The organism is Snodgrassella sp. W8158 (assembly GCF_016100435.1).
Classification (GTDB): Bacteria; Pseudomonadota; Gammaproteobacteria; order Burkholderiales; family Neisseriaceae; genus Snodgrassella; species Snodgrassella alvi.
Window position 1 is genome coordinate 425,811 of record NZ_JACFSM010000002.1, and the last position, 20,124, is coordinate 445,934.

Sequence of the window (20,124 nt, forward strand, 5' to 3'; positions counted from 1 at the left end):
CTGTTTATTCTGCTTTGTATTCAATCCTGTGCGGTTGTTGCTGAAATTATTTACCTGCAGGTGCTGTCCAGCCTCCGCCAAGAGCCTGATAAAGTGAAACCTGTGAATTCAGATAATCTGCTTTACTCTGAATCAGCTGACTTTGTACGCTCAGTAAATTGCGCTGGCTGTCCAGAACATCAAGATAAGGAGAATAACCTGCACGATAACGATTTGTTGCATGATGCAGGGCATTCGCCAGTGCATCTCTTTCCATTTCCAAAGCTTGTTCCTGTTCCTGCAGGCGATAGCTGCCGGATAATTGGTCTTCAACTTCCTTCAGAGCAGTCAGAACAGTTTTACGATAGTTCCAGACAGCTTCATTACGTTTAGCGACATTCAGATCAAAATTTGCTTTTAATTGTCCGCCTTCGAATACAGGTGCCAGAATACTGCCGCCTATACTCCATAAATTAACCGGTTCTTTAATTGGTGAAGTGGTAAACAGACGGCCGAATGTAGCGCTGATTTTCACAGAAGGTAAAAATTGTGCCTGAGCCGAAGCCAGACTGGCATCACTGGCAGCTATTAATAGTGCCGACTGAACTATATCCGGACGATTTTTCATCAGATCAGAAGGCAGTATGTCAGGTATAGCCGGTGCATGCAGTTCCGATAAGGACAAACCGCGTTCAATGGTACGGCTGCTACTGCCTGTGAGCATACTCAGAGCATGTTCCTGCTGGCTGATACTGGATTGAACTACCGGAATCTGTTGCAGTGTGGCTGCATATTCAGCCTGTGCCTGATTCAGTTCCAGCTTGGATGTATAGCCGACATTAGCTTTAGATTGAGCAATTTTTAGCTCTCGCTGACGCGCTTCCAGAGTTTTTTGCAGTAAATTCAGCTTTTCATCAAGTGCACGCAGAGTGACATAAGATTTAACCGTAGTTGTGATGACACTCAGACGGGTTGCTTTTTCGGCAATTTCACTGGCTTGCCGGTTCAGACGACGTGCTTTCCATGCATTACGGTTTTGACCAAAAACATCCAGTTCGTATGCAGCCTGAAATGTTGGCTGTTCTACCCGGTTAATGGTAGCAATACCAAAAGCATTCAGGCTTTTTTGCCGTGAAGTACCGCCGCTGGCTTCCAGACTGGGTAGTAAGGATGCGCGCGAAGCATGTTCCTGAGCGAGTGCTTCCTGTATTCGTGTTTGTGCCAGAGCGATATCAATGTTATTAGCAAGTGCTTCACTGATAAGCCGGTTTAAAACCGGATCATTAAGCTGAGTCCACCATTGTGCATCTGCATGTTGAGCGGAGTGATGATACTGTTCATGCCACTGTACCGGAACGTCGACCCGCGCAGCTGCCGGAATGTTCGGAATTCTGGGAATACAACCACTGGCACTGACTGATAGGGCGATCAGGGTAAACAGTCTGATTAAAGGTGTTTTCATGCTTTCACTCTGGTTGTATCTATACTTACTACCACAGACATGCCCGGGCGCAGACGTTCAAAAAGATCATTACTGGTATCAATGCGTATGCGGACAGCGATACGCTGTGGTACTTTAACGAAGTTACCTGTAGTGGTATCTGGTTTGATTGCAGAAAACTCACTGCCGGCAGCCGGAGAAATTTTTTCTACGGTACCTTTGACTCTGGCTCCGTTCAGGGCATCCACTGTAAACCATGCTGGCTGACCAACGCGGATATTGGCTGTCTGTGCCTCTTTAAAGTTAGCGACTACCCATTTGCGTGCGGGTACCAGAAACATTAATTGTGTTCCGGCATTTACCAGCTGACCATTTTTGACGCTGATTTCACTTAGCCGGCCACTTTCAGGCGCCCGGACAACGGTATTGGATAAATCAATCTGAGCCAGTCCAAGCTGTGCATGTGCATTATCAACGTTTGCTTTCAGGCCGCTCTTGTTAACATGAGTGCTTTTCAGATCTTCCTGAGCAACCCGATATTGTGCTTTAGCTTCCGCAACTCCGGTTTGAGCCTGTTTTAACGCAGCTCTTGTCTGGTCACGTTCACGTAAGGAAAGCGAACCATCCGTAACCAGAATATTTACCCGGGCCATATCAGCCTGAGCTTTTTCCAGTTGCGCCTGAGCATTGGCAATATCTGCCTCACGGGCTGCTAGAGTTGCTTCTTTACTGCGGCGATTCTGTTCGTAATTGGCTAAAGAGCTATCCTGTAAACCAATTCCGGCTTCAGCGGCTGCAACTTTTTGTTTGTAGATGCGGTCATCAATCTGTATGAGTGGCTGTCCAGCCTTAACGTCGTCAAAATCCTGAACATATACCTTAGTAACGTAACCAGTTACTTGAGGACTGATTATGGTAGTCTGACCACGTACATATGCATTATCAGTTGATACCATTGAGTTGCGGAATGGTGGTAATTTCCATGCACGTAAAATCATCAGGACACCAAGCATTAATACCAGTACCAGAATAGCTGTTACAAACCATTTACGTTTAGGAGGCTGCCACTGACTGGCTGCCGGCTGGGCAGGTGAGGGATTAGCCTTACCGGCAGAAGCGGATGAGCTGTTTTGCTGGTTCGTGCCCGCCTGATTCGTATTTGGCTGAGCAGATGTCTGTTCTTTAGCGGTTTTGTTTGCTGCCGGAGCAGACTGTACAGTTTGATTGCCGGTTGTTTTCTGATTTTGATCCGGATTGTTTTGTTGTGTGTCAGTCATTATTGTCCTTCTTTATTTTATTGTTTTGGCGGTTCTTGCATTGCACGCTGGCGGGCAGCCGCATAGTTTCTCAGTTCACGCCCGATAGGGTTGGTACCGTGTATCTGATGCCACCAGCGATGTGCGCCGACAACCAGAAAGCAGATTAACGAACCGATTCCCACCAAAACAAATAAATCATTGTAAGCAGCCACTTGTGCCAGCATGGTGTCCTGTTGAATCAGTTTACTGACACCATAGGCATGATTCCAGCTGCTATCAAAACTAAAACTCTGGCTCGCCAGAGCATTCTTCTGAATTACCTGATTGACTAACGGGTCTGTCAGGTATGCACTGTCTGCGCTGTTAATCAGATGAATGCGTGTTCTAATCGTAATGAAAGCATTAAGTAACGCTGAACCGATTAGCCCGCCGACTGTTTGTGAAAAACCGAATACAGCCGAGAAACTCATGATATATACAGGGTCTTTGGAAAGAGCTCGTATCAGTCCTTCCATCATAACCGGCCCGAAGAAAAACAGCGAAGCAAAGGCAATCATAAACTCGGGAATATAGAAGTTAACCGGTCGTGACCACTGATTCTGTCCAACTTCCATAAAACTGGCCATGGCAATAATGGCAAATGAAATGACCAAAGGTAATTTAATATCAAGAGGGTTGAATGTTAATACACTAGTAAGCAATCCGAGTGCAGCACCACAGGAAACAACCGCATAAAAATGTATCATCTGGTCATTACTCAGGCCTAAAGCTGTCATCAGACCGGCTGCACCCATGTTTTGCTCAGATAAAGCTACTCGTATTAATGAACCGAAAATCAGTATCTGGAGCATGCCATTGGTATGCATTATCCATTTGATATCCAGCATCGGGCGTTTGCGGTTGTATTCAATAATTACGGAAAGCATACAGCATACGACGCCGGCTACAAACAGCCAGCCAATCCAGTCTTTGTCCCACCAGACAATCCTGCCTTGTACCGCTCCTGCAGAAATAAAGGCAATTCCGGCAGCCAGCAAAGGGAAGCTTATCAGATCAATTTTTTCGAAAGATTTTTCCAGATAGCCAGAGGGAATAGGTAACAGCCATACTGCACCGCAAACCAGCAATGCCATACCTAACTGAAAACTGAATACAAGCTGAAACTGTTCGTGCTGTAAAAGCAGGGGAGAAATAAATCTGGCTAGCGGCTGGCTGAGCTGAGTAAGCCCCAGCCCGAATATCATGCCTTTACCACGATGAATAGCCGGCATCGCCTGCATCATGTAATACATGGCTACACTATTTAAGCTGCCGCCTACCAACCCGCTCATACCACGTGCGAATAATTCCATATAATAATCATGGAAAAAAAACTGAAGGCAATTAGTCAGTATCAGCCCAAGAATGATATAGCCTACATAACGCGGCAACCCGAAATTCTGGCGGATTTTAAAAAGTAATACACTGATAATGGCGCTGAACATGTAATAGGATACCTGTATCCAGCCGCCCTGTTCAGGTGTCAGTCCCAAGTAGCCCTGAATCTGGGGAATGTTGGCCAGCATCATGCCATTGGTAAATCCGGCAGTTAAGCCAACGATTGTTCCAATGATGCCGTAGCATAAACGCCTTTTCCACGGATGGTCGGGAAATGACGGTGAGCCCGCCATCATGGGGCGTTCATGCGGTTTTAACTGATAGATATTTTGAGACATGGATTTTTTACTGCAATATACATATGCTGAAGCCGCTACAATTAAAAATGCCATCCAGTAATCCTGATTAACTCAGATGGATGGGCGATAAACGTTCAGCGTGTAATTATTCTAAAACAAATTTTTAGTTTCTGCTAACAATATTTTAATATCTGTGATAATAACTCTGCTTTAGAATAACGGATATAAATTGTTAATTTTTAAAATTATTTATCATTGTATAAATATAAAACTATTGTGTCTGTCAATAAATCTCAAGTGATAAAGATAAATTACGATTACATAAATATACGATAATTAAAACAGACAAGGCCGCATATTAGTTTAATGCAGGATAGGACGAAAGTTCAGTAATTACTGATTGATTTTTTAGAGACAGGCATGAGTGATAATCACTCATAAGTATTAACTTATTTTGTTAATAAAAAATCCAGAAGAGTAGATGGTTGTTAAAAACAAAAAAGCATAATCCTGAGATTATGCTTTTTTGTTTTTAACTGGTGCCGGCACCAAGAGTCGAACTCGGGACCTTCTGATTACAAGTCAGCTGCTCTACCAACTGAGCTATGCCGGCGAAAGAGGAGCGCATTATGCGCAATAAAATTAAATCGTGCAAGCCCTTTTGGTGATTATTTTTTAAATTTACAATTAAACTGCTGTTTTAACGATTAATTAAAATATTCAAGTTTTAGCCTGATGGCGACAAACTATAACTATTTTTTATAACGTCCTATATTATAATACTGGGTTTTGTTTATTTATCGGGAGTGTCAGGGTGGGACACCATTTGAAACTCGCGCTTGCCGGCGCGCAAATTCTGTTTGTAGCATTTGGTGCTATGGTTCTGGTACCGTTGCTGACAGGGCTGAATCCGGCACTGGCATTAATGGGTGCAGGTATAGGTACTTTATTATTTCAACTTTGTACTAAACGTAAAGTACCGATTTATCTTGGTTCCTCTTTTGCGTTTATTGCACCGATTATTTATGCCATGCAGGAATGGGGACTTGGTTCAACTATGTTTGGTCTGTTTGCTGCCGGCTTTATGTATTTTGCTTTTGCCGCATTAATTAAATGGCGCGGTCTGGCTTCAGTACATCGTTTACTGCCACCAGTGGTCATTGGTCCGGTGATTATGGTGATAGGTTTATCGGTGGCTGTGGTAGCGAGCAGTATGGCTATGGGCAGATCCGGTGATAAGCAGGTGGTTGATTACGCTCATTCATTATTTTTGTCCGGTTTCACATTTGCTGTAACGGTTATTGTTACAGTATTCGGCAGCAAAATGATGCGGCTGATTCCGATTCTGATCGGTGTGGCTGCTGGTTATATTATGGCCTTATTTACCGGTATGGTAGATACCAGTGCCATGGCAGCGGCACCCTGGTTTGCTGTGCCGCATTTCGCTACACCTGAGGTTAACTGGCAGGCTGCACTGTTTATGCTCCCCGTAGCTATCGCACCAGCTATTGAGCATATTGGCGGAATCATGGCGATTGGTAAGGTAACAGGCCACGATTATGTCAAAGACCCCGGTTTGCATCGGACTTTGCTGGGTGATGGTTTAGGTGTATGTGTGGCCGGTCTGATTGGCGGCCCTCCGGTTACTACTTATGGAGAGGTTACCGGCGCGGTGATGATTACTAAAAACAGTAATCCGGTAATTATGACCTGGGCAGCCGTTTTTGCAATTTTTATGGCTTTTTTTGGTAAGTTTAATGCATTTCTCAGCTCTATTCCGTTGCCGGTAATGGGCGGGATTATGTTGTTGCTGTTTGGTACTATTGCTTCATTAGGCTTGAAAACGCTGATTGATGCCAAAGTGGATTTGATGGAACCGCGTAATCTGGTGATTGTCAGTTCCGTACTGACTGTCGGTATCGGCGGTATGGTTGTGAAGATTGGTACGATGGCCTTTGCTGGTGTGGGTTTGTGCGCTTTACTGGCGATTGTGCTTAATTTGCTGTTACCGGCTAAATCATCTGTTCAGTCCTGATAGATTATTTAAACGATTTATCCTGTAAAAAACCGCAGCTTGTTTATTGCTGCGGTTTTTGTATTTGGATATTAATTCTGTCTTTTAAGATAGTTTCAGTAAGAAATATATCAATTCAGATACAGGAATTTCAGGACAAATTACGTGCAGGAATATTAACTGTCTGAATATCAACGGCCAGTTAAATAGAGATTAATGATACAGATAAATATTTAGGTCATTATCCTGCAAAAGACAATTTCTTCAATTTCAAACAGAAAATAGCGGCTTTTGCCGCTATTTTAGACTAACCGGACAACCGGCTAAGATTAAGCTGCCTGAATATTAGCCGCTTGTTTACCTTTTGGACCGGTGGTCACATCAAAAGATACACGTTGACCTTCTTTCAAGGTTTTGAAACCATTCATGTTGATTGCAGAGAAATGTGCAAACAAATCTTCGCCACCTTCATCTGGGGTAATAAAACCAAAACCTTTAGCGTCGTTAAACCACTTAACAATACCAGTTGCCATGAAACTTCCTATACATAAAAAACAAAATAAAGAACAAGTTTACGACACAAAAAGGCCAAAAAAATAGTGAACGACTGTACAACAGTTTGTCTGGCAGTCTATGTCTGACTTGTTAAGTAGTCTTTTTACATAGGTTAAGAACTAACGTCAAGCAAGCTTACCGAAAAATGATAAAATTATTAAAACCGTTACTAAAAACCCACAGATACATGTAGATTAATAGACAATGTCAAATTCGAAGATACAAATTGTTAGCCAGAGCCAGAAATCCATGATAATGCCGCCAAAGCGCTATAAAGTGGTTTTGCTGAATGATGATTACACGACAATGGACTTTGTAATTGCAATTTTAATGGATGTGTTTCATTTACCACATACGCAGGCCATAGCTATTATGCTGATGGTGCATGAATCAGGCAGCGGGATATGCGGTGTGTTTCAAAAAGATATTGCAGAAACAAAATGTAATCAGGTTTTGTCACGCTCGGAAGCAGCCGGTTTTCCTTTACAGTGTTTGGTAGAAGAGGCCTGAATTGCCTGTTTGGGTAATTACGGGTGAAATATTAGTTCTGCGGGCGCTACTTGAATTTTATCGTGTATGCTTCATGTTGTTTATACAAGTGAATAAAATTGGTTGCAGTCGCTATTGATAACGTTACTTTGTCAGGAGGTCGGATATGATTTCGGCACAGCTTGAAAAAATTCTGCAATATGTTTATGCCGAGGCTCGTAGCCGTGCCTTCGAATTTATTGGAGTGGAACATTTATTGCTCGGCCTGTTGCAACAAAGTGAAGATGTTAGTGAAGTATTACAGGCTGTGGGTGTAGACAATCATTTGCTGGCTAAACAGTTACAACAGAGTATTTATGAAAACACTCCGGTTTTGCCGGATAATGAGCTGGAACAGTCTGAATTACAGCCTACACTGGGTTTTCAGCGGGTTTTACAGCAGGCTATCGTGCATGTACGTGCGGCTCAGGCAAAAGGAGAGGTAACGCCGGTTGATGTATTGGTTGCGATAATGTCGGAAAAAGACAGTCATGCTGTCTATTTTATTGAATCGCAATCAGTAACCCGTCTGGATGTGCTGCGATATCTGACACTGGGTAATCATCGTTTTTCTCAGGATAAAAATACCGAGCAGAATAATGAAACAGAAGCAGCCAAAGCAGAGGCAAAAGCACTCGAACTGTATACAGTGAATCTTAATATGGAGGTAATGGCCGGACGTATTGATCCCTTAATCGGACGCAATGAAGAAATGCAGCGTCTGATTCAGACATTGTGTCGACGGCGCAAAAACAATCCATTACTGGTAGGTGAGGCTGGTGTAGGTAAAACTGCTCTGGCAGAAGGACTGGCCTATCTGCTGGTGAATGAAAAGGTACCTGAATCTATTAAGGGGTCAGTAGTTTTTTCTCTGGATATGGGCGCACTGCTGGCCGGTACCAAATATCGTGGTGATTTCGAAGCACGCCTGAAAGCAGTAATCAAAGAATTAAGTGAGCTGGATAAAGCTGTGTTGTTTGTTGATGAAATTCATACCATCATCGGAGCTGGCAGTGTGTCCGGCGGGACAATGGATGCATCCAATCTGCTTAAGCCCGCGTTAGCTAAAGGAAGTATGCGCTGTATTGGTGCCACTACGTATCAGGAATACCGTACTATTTTTGATAAGGATCATGCATTAAGCCGGCGTTTTCAGAAAATAGATGTAGTAGAACCTTCCGTACCGGAAACGGTACAGATATTGCAGGGCTTACGTCCGGCATTTGAGCACTTTCATCAGGTACGTTATACCCGTGCAGCATTACAGGCTGCTGCTGAGTTATCCGCACGCTATATAAACGAGCGATTTCTGCCTGATAAGGCGATTGATATCATTGATGAGGCAGCTGCTGCACAAAAAATTCAGCCGAAATCCAGACAGCGTAAAGTTATCGGACGGGCTGAGATTGAGGCTATTGTCGCTAAGGTGGCACGTATTCCGGAAACTGCTGTTTCTCATGATGATAAGCAGGTATTGCGTTTTCTGGCCGATAACCTGAAAGCAAAAGTTTTTGGACAGGATCAGGCTATTGATGTACTGGCTGCATCAATAAAAATGGCTCGTTCCGGTTTGAAACCGGCTGATAAGCCGATTGGCAGTTTTCTGTTTGCCGGGCCTACCGGCGTCGGTAAAACTGAGGTTGCCAGACAGCTGGCGCAGTTGCTGGATTTACCATTACTACGCTTTGATATGTCTGAATATATGGAACGGCATGCAGTTTCGCGTTTGATTGGTTCACCGCCGGGCTATGTTGGATACGAGCAGGGTGGATTGTTAACTGACGCGGTGAATAAACAGCCGTATTGTGTGTTACTGCTGGATGAAATTGAAAAAGCCCATCCTGATGTATTTAATGTGCTGTTACAAGTGATGGATTATGCCAAACTCACAGATAATAATGGACGTAGTGCGGATTTTCGTAATGTAATTGTCATTATGACCACTAATGCAGGTGCTGCCGAGCTTGCCAGACCGAATCTTGGATTTACCGGTCAGCGTGAACAGTCTGACAGTTTGATTGCTATTAAGAATACTTTTACTCCTGAATTTCGCAATCGCCTGGATGCTATTGTTCCATTTAAGGCATTGGATGAACAAATTATTGCGAAAGTGGTTGATAAGTTCTTGCTGGCTCTGGAACAGCAGTTATTGTCTAAACAGGTTGTGGCAGAATTTACACCGGCTCTGCGTGTTTTTCTGGCTAAAAATGGTTTTGATGCAGCAATGGGTGCGCGTCCGATGCATCGTCTGATACAGGAACGTATCCGTAAATTGCTGGCAGATGAATTGCTGTTCGGAAGGTTAAGTGAGGGCGGTGCTGTGCTTATAGATTATCTTCCGCAGTCAGATGAAGTAGTACTGGATTTTGCGGATTCTCAGGAAGCTGATCAGAACAAATTTGAATCAGTAACAATTGAATAATTATGTTAAGAATGTCAAAATTAAGATAAAAAAAAGTGTGGCGAAGAGCCACACTTAAACACACACATCAAGAGGAAACCAATCAAAGTAAATTCATTATAATGTTTTTGTTCAGAAGTGTTTTGATTCATATCAAATGTAAAGCTTTAATCTGAAATTATTTGAAAAATTTAATCTCTCTGCTTTGTAAAAAAACAGAGAGATTGTTTTTTTATGTAATTGTCACTGCAATTGTGCAGGGAGAGGATCGTTTTGCAGCTTATCTACAGGTTGTAACCGCTGATTGAGATCCAGAACCTCTAGCTGAGTACTGTCCGTTTCACTGAAAAATTGTTTACTATACGGCAGTTGTGGGGTGCTGATTCCCAACCATTGTGCAACTCCGTCCAGCAATTCTAAGCCGCTGCGCCGTGCTTTGTTACGTAATTGTCCGGTTTGATTGCTGCTGATAATCACTAATGGTACGTGGTAGTTCTGATAAAAGTGATCATTATGACGAAGAATACTTTCAGAACGCACGATGCTGTTTTTTTCATAACTGTTTTTATCGTGACTTAAACCGTGATCGCTGAAATACAACATACTGAATGGCTGACCGCTGTGCTGTAATGCACTATATATCTGACTTAGTAAATTGTCTGTCTGCCGGATAGTGTCAATATAGCAGTTACTGTTGTTATTATCGACATAGTGATGCGCTGGTTGTGGAAGACGGTCGCACGGATTAGGATGAGAACCCATGATATGCAGCACAATCAGCCGTGACCGATTCGCAGGCAGTGGCTGATTTAAAACTTTTTGCAGCGGTGCAATAAGCTGATCATCAAAGCTGCGTATACCAAAATCGTATCCGGTTGTTTTCAGAAAAGTCACCTGATTTGCCTGATGAGCAATAGTGGAAATTGATGTATCGTATTGTCCGAGAGCCCCCTGATTAGATAACCAGACAGTATCCATACCGGCTTTCTTAGCCAGAGTAATAACATTATTCTGAATGCTGAAAGGTTTGCCATGGCTTAGCGTTAAGCCGTGTAATAATGAAATAGGCGTGTTGGGGCCGGCAGACAGCATATTATCCATAACAATATTGGCATGTTTATCCAGAAATGGTGTATCTGCATATTTAAAGCCATACAGATGCATATAGTCTGTACGTACACTTTCACCGATAATCAGTACATAGTTACGATAAATCTGATGGCTGCTGCTGATTTGCCAGTTGTCAGGTTTGGCTAAATCCTGCTTCATTTTTGCCAGTGCAGCAAAATAGGCTCGTGGTTGCAGATAGGCATCTGCTAAAAATTCCACTGGTTGTGCGCGCAACGCAAAACCACCGGTTGTATAGCCCTTACGTGCTGTCTGTACTGTCATTATCATTAGAATCAGTACCAGCGGAATACTCCAGTAAAAGCGCCAGCGAGGTGCTGCGGCTTTACGATTAAAACGTACAATAAACAGCGGAACGGCAGCCAGTAAAATAGTAGCAAGGTAGGTGTGCCATGGAATAGCACCAATATATTCACTTGCTTCACTGGCGGTTGTGCTTAATAACGAAGCAACAATGCCGAAACTTGGCCGGCCGTACAGAGTAGCAGTAGGGTGGTATAAAAGAATAATAATAGCACTTAACCACGTCAGCCAGCGCCATACGCTCGGGAAGAAACGCTGTAAAAGCAGCATAAGCAGCCAGGTTTCAATAATCCGGTTAGGATTCGGCGGATAAGCCAGCGCATAAATCATTACCAGACTGTAAATAAGTAATAACACAATCATCAGCAGATAATGTTTACGAGGTGTCAGTTTCATAAATAACTCAGGATGCAGGAGTAAAATTATCGGCAAAGAAAGCTGTTTCTGCCAGAGCAGTCTGTTTGAGGAATAAGGATTGTGCGCTGGCAATCATTTGCGGATGTCCGCATGCATATACTTCATGGTTGCTCATGTCTGGATAATCATTTAAAGCGATATCCTGTACATACCCTCGAGCTCCTTTCCAGGCTGATTCCGGACGGGACAGTACTGCAGTCCACTTTGCCTGAACCAATTTGGCGCAGAGATTGTCCAATAAGGCAGCATCGTACAAATTTTCTTCTGCGGCTACTCCCCAGTATACATGGATGGCCTGCCGGTATTGCTGTTCAGCCAGAGTATTCAGCATAGCTTCAATTGGTGCAATACCAGTACCAGATGCCAGCATAATTAATGGTTTTTGCTGTTTACTCAGTTGAAAGCTGCCTAAAGGTCCGTGAATGTGAATAATATCTTTTTGCTGAAGCCGTCCGTCAAATAATTGTTCAGAAAAAACACCACCCGTATGGCGGCGGACATGAATAACCAGCTGACGAGTATCGGTATTAAAACCGGCGATAGAGTAACTGCGGCGTAAATTATCAGCCAGAACAATATCGACATATTGTCCGGCTGTAAAGTTAAACTGTTTTTTTAGCGGCAGTTTCAGGGTAACAATGGCTACATTGGCACAATAGCGAATATCATCAATCCGCGCATTCAGCGTTTGAACCGGCTGATTATTTTTACCCTGATAATTGGGTAGATAAACTGTTATATCACTTTCAGCACTCTGACAGCATAATAAAATATCCTGCTGATTGCTGTCTTTACTGTTCAAGGCCGCCTGTGAATTGATTTCAGTAGTTTTGCCCTCGGTCAGTTGCGCCTTGCAGGCACCACAACAGCCACTTTTACAGGCATGCGGCAGTATAATACCGTTTTCAATAGCCGCATTAAGCAGTGATTCCCCTTGTTTTGCGTAAAAAGTTTCACTTGCCGGTAAAACAGTTATCCGATAACTCATATCTGTTTTATATTATTTTAAAGAAAACGGCTATTTTAGAACCTTGCCAGATAAAAGCCAAATCAGGAGGTAAAAAGTGATAATAAATGCCGCAGCGCAGATTACATTATTATTTAATGAAAAAAGCCTGTTATGTTAATAACAGGCTTATCATGAATACTGCCTGAAAAGGCAGGGAAAGATTTAATTAGAAAAGTATTTGGCGTAGATTTTGTCGTACTCGCCACTGGCACGAATTTTTTTCAATGCATCATTCAGTTTTTCTACTGTGGCTGTATCACCTTTGCGTACCACGAATCCATAATGGTCTACACCAAATTCCGGTACCTTATTAATAGTAAATTTATCAGCACCGTTGGCTTTAACATAATTACTGATAACAGCACCATCTGAAACCATGGCCTCAACTCCGCCATTTTCCAGCTCTTTAATGGCTAAAGGTACACTATCAAAACGGGCAATTTTGGTACTTTGGGCACCAAGTATTTTCTGAACGGCCAGATCACCGGTCTGACCACTTGCAACAGCTACCCGCTGCATATTATTTAACTCTGCCAGAGAATGAAAGGTTTTTGCTTTCGGTGTCAGTACCATCATAGAAATATCAAAGTACGGATCGCTGAAAGTCATACTTTGTTTACGTTCATCAGTAATGGTTACCCCGGAAGCTACTATATCTAAATCGCCATTATTTAAACTGGCAAACAGACCATCCCAGGGCTGGTCTTTAAACTGTATTTTGAAATTACCGGCTTTAGCCATTGCGGTAAGCAAGTCAATATCAAAACCGGTAAGTGAACCATTAGCGGTACGTGACTCGAAAGGGGCAAATTCGGCATTTGTACCCACAATATAAGTTTTATCGGCACTAGACTGTGCAGGTGCAGGTGCAGGTGCAGGTGCAGGTGCAGATGCAGATTCTGAATTATTTTTACTTCCGCTACAGGCTGTTAGCACCAGTGCAGAGCACATGGCCGCAGCGGCGAACCAGTGTTTGATTTTCATAAATGCTCCTTAAGTTCAGATGGGTTAATTGGCTAAGGAAGATGTTCTATACAAAAATTTACATTTGATAATATGCATCCTTACTGCCATGTCTGGTTTGATAGTAACATATTTAAATGATGACACAAGCTTTACAGATACTCTGTAATGTAGGTTTGCAGTGTTATAATTTCACTCTCACATATACAAGACATTTATTAACAGTATATAAATTATGTGTGTTTTAGTTTTACAGGATAATTTATGCATATAATACATACCATTGCTGAAATGCGTTCATGGCGCAGGCAGGCTAAACGCGTAGCCCTGGTACCGACTATGGGTAATCTGCATGAAGGTCATTTGTCACTGGTACGTACAGCTAAAGCTTATGCAGATTCAGTGGTAGTAAGTATATTTGTTAACAGGATACAGTTTGGTGCCGGAGAAGATTTTGATAAATATCCGCGTACTTTAGAGCAGGATGCAGAAAAACTTAAAGCAGCTGGTGCTGATGTGGTATTTGCACCTGATGAAAGCGAGCTTTATCCAAATGGTGTGCAGAGTTATTTTGTTGAACCGCCGGCAATCCAGAATGAGTTATGCGGGCGCAGCCGTCCGGGTCATTTTCGCGGGGTGGCGACAATAGTAACTAAATTGTTTAATATTGTTCAACCTGATGTAGCCTGTTTTGGTAAAAAAGACTATCAGCAACTGGCTGTGATAAAAGGCATGGTTCAGGATCTGAATATGAATATAGAAATCATTCCGGTAGAAATTGAACGAGCACAAACCGGTTTGGCTTTATCCAGCCGTAATGGTTATCTTTCGGCACAGGAGCATGTACAGGCAGCACAGTTGTTTGCACAGTTACAAAATATTGCCGATGCAATTAAGCTGGGAAATACTAACTTTTCGGCTTTGGAAAATAGTGCCGCAACGTATTTGCAACAAAATGGATGGCAGGTTGATTATATTGAAATCAGGCAGGCACAAACGCTGACAAAAGCTCAGATATCCGATAAAAATCTGGTTATTCTGGCTGCTGCAATCTTGGGAACTACCCGTTTAATTGATAATATAGAAGTCAATTTGTCGCATTAATAATAAAAATAGTCTGTTAACCAGATATTAACCATAAGGCAGCGTGAACACGTATGTGGTGGATTGTATTAATACTGTTAATTATTGCTATAGGCGCTTTATTCTGGTGGCGTAATATTCAGGAACGCAAATGGCAACTGGAATTGACCTATCTGACTCGCTATGAAAACCGGTTTCAGGCAGGTCAGTTTCCGGTATTGAAGGTTGCCAGACCCTCTTTGAAAAGCCGTATTTCTTATCTGGCGCAAAAGCTTGTACAGCGCAATCAGACAGTTCAAAGTTCAGCGCAACAAGAACAACCGTCAGAATCAGAACTGCAAGAGACTGAATCTGAAGCAATAGATACTGTAAATAATCATGAAGAAATTCACCCGGCTGTACCGGCTAATAGTACTGGTGAGAGCTGTCAGCCAGAACAACAGACTGAAAAATCGGAATCTGAACCGGTTACTCCTCAGATTACAGTTATTGAATCCGCCCCTATACCGGTAAAAAGTGAAACGGATAAAACAGTCAGTGAAAATGAAGATAGTTTACAAGACACAGTCGAAACTGATAATGAATTGCCGGTAATAAAGGATAACCCTTTGTTTCCGGTTAAATTGTTTAAATCTTTAAAAGAAGATGCTGCCGATGGTAATGATATTCATGCTGAAGCTGTGGCCGAAGAAAATATTTTGCCGGATACAGACGAAGAGACTGATATCGATAATGATGATCAGACAGATCAAAACATACTGATTACCAGTGATGAGCATGCTGAAACCGCTGTGGTGTTCCCTCCGGATAAAAATCTGGAAGTAATTACTCTGGCAGAAGCTACCCGTAAAGTGGCAACTCATCCGCTTACTGATACGGTTAGTGAACAGGCGCCTGCTCTTGAAGTTATTCAGCTTAAATGGCAGTACAAACCTTTAAACAGTCAGAATCAGCAGCGCAATCGCAATGCGAAAGAAATTACTGTCGATGATCCGATATTAAATAAAGTTCGTTCGCGTACAAAAGCCGAACAGGCTGCTTTGTTAAAAGCCCGGGCATTAAAAAATTTTGATTTGGATGATTTACAACAGGCTACCCATCACAAACTGGGTAATTCTGTTGGTGCTCCTTCGCACTTGCCGCATTCTGTAACTACTATTCCTGAGCAGTCAGTTCATGAGCATAGACTCGGGAGAGAACATAATGGTGTGCAAATTATTAACGAAGAAGATATTCGTTTGAATCTGCTGCGTCAGCGACTGGCAAGACAGCGCCATCACGAAAATGCCCAGCAGTTTAATTCTGGTTATAGCATACCAGTAATAGCTGAAGATGAAATATATGCGAATCTGGCCAAAACCGATTCACCGGTGAACAAACAGAAATTTCAGCGACCGGTAGTCAGAGAAAGTGTTATTCCGGCAGCTGCACGTATCGGTAAAAGCCATACAGTAAAAATGACAGCACCAGTAGCTGATATGTCTGCAGACAAAGGTTTTACAGATGCCGCCGGCAGTGCACAGGCACCACTGTCAACCAGATTTACACCCTTTCATTCCATGCCACCAGCATCTATTACTACAGTTGCGACTGGAAATGCTCCTGTAGCAGAAAATTACACCAGCAGTAATACTGACTATAGCGATTCTTTTAATCGGCAGCCAGTACAGCAGAATGAAAATTTCACTGAGAATCTGCGCCCGAGAAGAAGTCAGTTTCATTATTCTCAGGATATGCCAACAGTAAAGCAGGCAGTAACTGTCAATAATAATTCAGAAAATTCTTATTATGAGAATTCTGATTTTAGTATTGGAAACGCTTCCTATCTATCTGATGATAGTGATGGAGATGTTGCTGTGGCGGAAACTCCGGTATTGGCTACAGAAGATCCGTTTTTCGCTGAAATTGAAGAGCAGACAGAAACGCCAGATTATTTTCCTTTGCATGAACATTACAACGAAGAAGAAGCTAATACAGATATATCTGCATTTTTGCCAAAGGTTGAAACTCAACCGCAAGGCAGTTCGGAAGTTGTTAATCATGTCGAAGTCATTGAAAAAGATGAACAACAAACTGAATCAGTACCGGTTGTCGAAAGCGCCGGAGTAGTTATCCGAAATAACCGGCAGTCACTACCCACAGAACAAAAAAACTATAGTGCTCAGCCATCGCAAACTGCTATCGGTATGGCACTGCAAAAAGCTTTGCATAAGACAGCGGCCGTCACACCGGTGCATAAACCACAGTTAAAACCTATGCTGCCGGGGATGGATTTATTATTACCACCATATTATGATCCCGCGGCACAACAAAGTGAAGAAACCTTGCTGGAAAATGGTATCACCATCGAAGAAAAACTGGCTGAATTTAAAGTCAAAGTTCGTGTCATCGATGCATTTGCCGGCCCGGTCATTACTCGTTATGAAATTGAACCGGCACAGGGCGTTCGCGGAAGTCAGGTAGTTAATCTGGAAAAAGATTTAGCACGCAGTCTGGGCTTTGCTTCTATCCGGGTAGTCGAAACGATTCCGGGCAAAACCTGTATGGGGCTGGAATTACCTAACCCCAAACGACAGATTATCCGTCTTAGTGAGATCTTTTCAGCTTCGGTATTTCAGCAATCCCGTTCTAAACTGACACTCGCTCTTGGTCAGGGTATTACCGGTCAGCCTGTGGTAACGGATTTGGCTAAAGCACCACATCTTTTGGTAGCCGGAACAACAGGTTCTGGTAAGTCGGTAGGTGTTAATGCCATGATACTGTCTTTGCTGTTTAAAGCCACACCTGAAGATGTACGCCTGATTATGATTGATCCGAAAATGCTTGAATTGAGCATATATGAAGGTATCCCTCATCTGCTGGCGCCTGTGGTTACGGATATGAAGCTGGCTGCCAATGCGCTGACCTGGTGCATAAACGAGATGGAAAAACGCTACCGGCTGATGAGTCATGCAGGTGTGCGTAATCTGGCCGGATTCAATCAGAAAATTGCTGAGCTGGGTGCACGCAATCAAAAACTGTTTAATCCGTTCTCACTTACGCCGGATAATCCTGAACCACTGGAAAAACTGCCTTTTATTGTTGTGATTGTTGATGAATTTGCCGATTTGATGATGACAGCCGGCAAAAAAATTGAAGAACTTATTGCGCGTCTGGCGCAAAAAGCCCGTGCTGCCGGTATTCATTTGATACTGGCTACCCAGCGTCCCAGTGTAGATGTTATTACCGGCCTGATAAAAGCCAATATTCCAACCCGTATTGCTTTTCAGGTATCCAGTAAAGTAGACAGTCGTACCATTCTTGATCAGATGGGCGCTGAAAACTTGCTCGGACAGGGGGATATGCTGTTTTTACCACCGGGTACCGCTTATCCGGAGCGTGTGCATGGGGCCTTTGTCGCCGACGAAGAAGTGCATCGGGTAGTACATTATCTGAAACAGTTTGGTGAGCCCCAATATATTGATGATATTTTAACTGCCGGGGTCAGTGATGATGATATGTTCAGCAATGCATCGTCACGCAGTAGCGATGATGAGCTTGATCCTCTGTATGATGAAGCAGTGGCGCTGGTAATTAAAACTCGTAAGGCAAGTATTTCTTCTGTACAAAGACAATTGCGCATCGGTTATAACCGTGCTGCGCGCTTGGTTGAGCAGATGGAAGCAGAAGGTATCGTGTCTGCTGCTGAAGGTAATGGCAATCGCACTGTACTGGCTCCGCAAAATAGCCATCTGGATGGATAGTCTTTTCAAATAAGTTTATTGAATAGATTTCTTAAACGCATATTTGTATATGCGTTTTTTTATATCAATATGAAATGTACCTTTTAGTATGTACTAGTATTTTATTAAAGTGATGATTTTAAAAAAACAGTATTGCTGCATAATAGTTGATATCAGTATTCAGCATCTGATGAAAAATTCAATAAAATAATATTCGGTAGTACGGTATGTTTAATATCAATTTATAGTATTGAATTTTTTCAATTACTGATATATAGATATTTATAAAAAAAACGATAAATAGAAGATTTAAACTAAATTTTTCAGTCTGAATATTAAACAAATTAAGTATTTGAGTTAATTCTTTGTATTTATTTGTATGATCAAAATGAATTGATTGTAATAATGTTGTTTAATTTATACATTTTACAGCTTTTTTTAATAAAATGTCATATTTATTAAGAATTGTCTGCTACGCTGAAATGCGGTCTATGCTTAAATAATGTCAAACAAATAATTAATTTTGATTTGTACGTATAAAAACGCAAATAAATATACAAATATATTAATTAAAGTATATAAATTCTCATAATTGATAAATTATAAAAAAATATATATATCAATTTTTATCAATAAATAAATATTGTAAGTAATTGTTTTTAAAGTTAAGTTGTTTGAATCGTTTATAGATAAGTCTTAAGATAATTTGGCAATGTTTGAAATATAAATCCTAATTTTAAAATTTATATAAATGTAAATATATTAATTATCTGGAGATGAATTTATGATTGAATCTTACAAACGGTTCTGGCATAACATTCTGAATTTTTCAGGGACTTCTAATCGTGCTGATTATTGGTGGCCGATTGTGATTAACTATGTTCTTGGAATAATTTTGACGTATGCAGTTGAAAAAATGCTCGGACATCCGATTAATGATATCTATACATGGGGCGACTGGACGATTGATTTTGTCTTTCTGGTAGTCTGCTTTGCTGTGTGGATAGCGACTTTGTCACTTCAGTTCAGACGGCTGCATGATACAAACCGTTCTGCATGGTGGATTCTGATTACTCTTGTACCGGTTATCGGGCAAATTTGGTTTATTATACTGATGTTGTTGCCAGGTAGGCCAAACCGTTTTGAGCAAAGATTATTCTAGTGCTTTTTGGTAATTTGGTTTGCAGTAATAGCTCAGTATTACTTAAATTGCCCGTTTGATAGCTTAGTCTTATTTTTTCTTTTTACCAGCAGCTTATTTCACTTGAAATTAAGCTGCTGGATAAATATCTTAATTGTTATTGTCAAAAATATATTATTTATTGATTTAAATAATTTTTTGATACTGGATATCTACAGCACTCATTGAGCATTCTTCATATTCTGCGTTGGCTCATTAACACTGAATCAAATATTTTCCATTGCTGAATACTTTTATCAGCCAATATCAATAATGTTAATACTTTCAGAACAATAAAATATGGCGGTTCCATAAGCAGACCAGTCTGTTTGCTCAATATCAAATTCGGAGATGCAATACTTAATAAAATCCAAAATTAAACAATGTATAAATTTACTCTTATCAAAGTTTAAATAAATATCAAAGATATATTTTGACTTTTGCGTTATAGTGCTGCCAGTTTTCT

The 20,124-nt window shown here is 41.7% G+C and carries 13 protein-coding genes and 1 tRNA gene; 6 read left to right on the plus strand and 8 right to left on the minus strand.

Going from position 1 to position 20,124, the window contains the following annotated elements; translation table 11 throughout:
• Nucleotides 1-46: 46 nt before the first annotated feature.
• The 4 genes from H3V11_RS06445 to H3V11_RS06460 form a co-directional block, all read right to left on the minus strand.
• Nucleotides 47-1,441 carry an efflux transporter outer membrane subunit gene (locus H3V11_RS06445; RefSeq protein WP_100125340.1) on the minus strand — a complete coding sequence of 465 codons (1,395 nt, stop codon included), beginning with the start codon at nucleotides 1,439-1,441 and terminating at the stop codon, nucleotides 47-49.
• Entirely contained in the window at nucleotides 1,438-2,697 is a 1,260-nt protein-coding gene (locus H3V11_RS06450; protein WP_084551607.1) for an HlyD family secretion protein, read from the minus strand. Before H3V11_RS06450 ends, H3V11_RS06445 begins: the two co-directional genes overlap by 4 nt.
• Nucleotides 2,698-2,714: 17 nt before the next feature.
• Complete coding sequence (locus H3V11_RS06455) at nucleotides 2,715-4,448, minus strand: MFS transporter (protein WP_198223913.1); 1,734 nt, start codon at nucleotides 4,446-4,448, stop codon at nucleotides 2,715-2,717.
• A 444-nt stretch (nucleotides 4,449-4,892) separates the two neighbouring features.
• Nucleotides 4,893-4,968, minus strand: a tRNA-Thr gene (locus H3V11_RS06460).
• A gap of 201 nt (nucleotides 4,969-5,169) precedes the next feature.
• Here H3V11_RS06460 and H3V11_RS06465 point away from each other — a divergent pair.
• Nucleotides 5,170-6,390 carry a uracil-xanthine permease family protein gene (locus H3V11_RS06465; protein ID WP_198223915.1) on the plus strand — a complete coding sequence of 407 codons (1,221 nt, stop codon included), beginning with the start codon at nucleotides 5,170-5,172 and terminating at the stop codon, nucleotides 6,388-6,390.
• A gap of 308 nt (nucleotides 6,391-6,698) precedes the next feature.
• Here H3V11_RS06465 and H3V11_RS06470 read toward each other — a convergent pair whose 3' ends face one another.
• Entirely contained in the window at nucleotides 6,699-6,902 is a 204-nt protein-coding gene (locus H3V11_RS06470; protein ID WP_025330479.1) for a cold-shock protein, read from the minus strand.
• A 226-nt stretch (nucleotides 6,903-7,128) separates the two neighbouring features.
• On the opposite strand from H3V11_RS06470, the gene clpS reads away from it, so the two are divergent.
• The gene (clpS, locus tag H3V11_RS06475) at nucleotides 7,129-7,434 is read left to right on the plus strand and encodes an ATP-dependent Clp protease adapter ClpS (RefSeq protein WP_025330480.1); all 306 of its coding nucleotides are present in this window, start codon (nucleotides 7,129-7,131) and stop codon (nucleotides 7,432-7,434) included.
• Nucleotides 7,435-7,579: 145 nt separating this feature from the next.
• A complete protein-coding gene (gene clpA / locus H3V11_RS06480; protein WP_025330481.1) occupies nucleotides 7,580-9,874 on the plus strand; it encodes an ATP-dependent Clp protease ATP-binding subunit ClpA in 2,295 nt (764 codons plus the stop codon).
• Between the two features lie 222 nt (nucleotides 9,875-10,096).
• On the opposite strand, the gene H3V11_RS06485 is transcribed toward clpA, so the two are convergent.
• The 3 genes from H3V11_RS06485 to H3V11_RS06495 form a co-directional block, all read right to left on the minus strand.
• The gene (locus tag H3V11_RS06485) at nucleotides 10,097-11,680 is read right to left on the minus strand and encodes a phosphoethanolamine transferase (RefSeq protein WP_198223917.1); all 1,584 of its coding nucleotides are present in this window, start codon (nucleotides 11,678-11,680) and stop codon (nucleotides 10,097-10,099) included.
• Between the two features lie 7 nt (nucleotides 11,681-11,687).
• Nucleotides 11,688-12,689 carry a 2Fe-2S iron-sulfur cluster-binding protein gene (locus H3V11_RS06490; protein ID WP_198223919.1) on the minus strand — a complete coding sequence of 334 codons (1,002 nt, stop codon included), beginning with the start codon at nucleotides 12,687-12,689 and terminating at the stop codon, nucleotides 11,688-11,690.
• Nucleotides 12,690-12,872: 183 nt separating this feature from the next.
• Nucleotides 12,873-13,694, minus strand: a complete 822-nt coding sequence (locus H3V11_RS06495) for a basic amino acid ABC transporter substrate-binding protein (protein ID WP_198223921.1) — start codon at nucleotides 13,692-13,694, stop codon at nucleotides 12,873-12,875.
• A 243-nt stretch (nucleotides 13,695-13,937) separates the two neighbouring features.
• Here H3V11_RS06495 and panC point away from each other — a divergent pair, with 243 nt between their 5' ends.
• From panC to H3V11_RS06510, 3 genes are all read left to right on the plus strand, one after another.
• Nucleotides 13,938-14,777 carry a pantoate--beta-alanine ligase gene (gene panC, locus H3V11_RS06500; RefSeq protein WP_037391876.1) on the plus strand — a complete coding sequence of 280 codons (840 nt, stop codon included), beginning with the start codon at nucleotides 13,938-13,940 and terminating at the stop codon, nucleotides 14,775-14,777.
• 53 nt (nucleotides 14,778-14,830) lie between these two features.
• Nucleotides 14,831-18,499 carry a DNA translocase FtsK gene (locus tag H3V11_RS11865; protein WP_232335779.1) on the plus strand — a complete coding sequence of 1,223 codons (3,669 nt, stop codon included), beginning with the start codon at nucleotides 14,831-14,833 and terminating at the stop codon, nucleotides 18,497-18,499.
• A gap of 763 nt (nucleotides 18,500-19,262) precedes the next feature.
• Complete coding sequence (locus H3V11_RS06510) at nucleotides 19,263-19,640, plus strand: DUF805 domain-containing protein (protein WP_198223923.1); 378 nt, start codon at nucleotides 19,263-19,265, stop codon at nucleotides 19,638-19,640.
• Nucleotides 19,641-20,124: the final 484 nt, after the last annotated feature.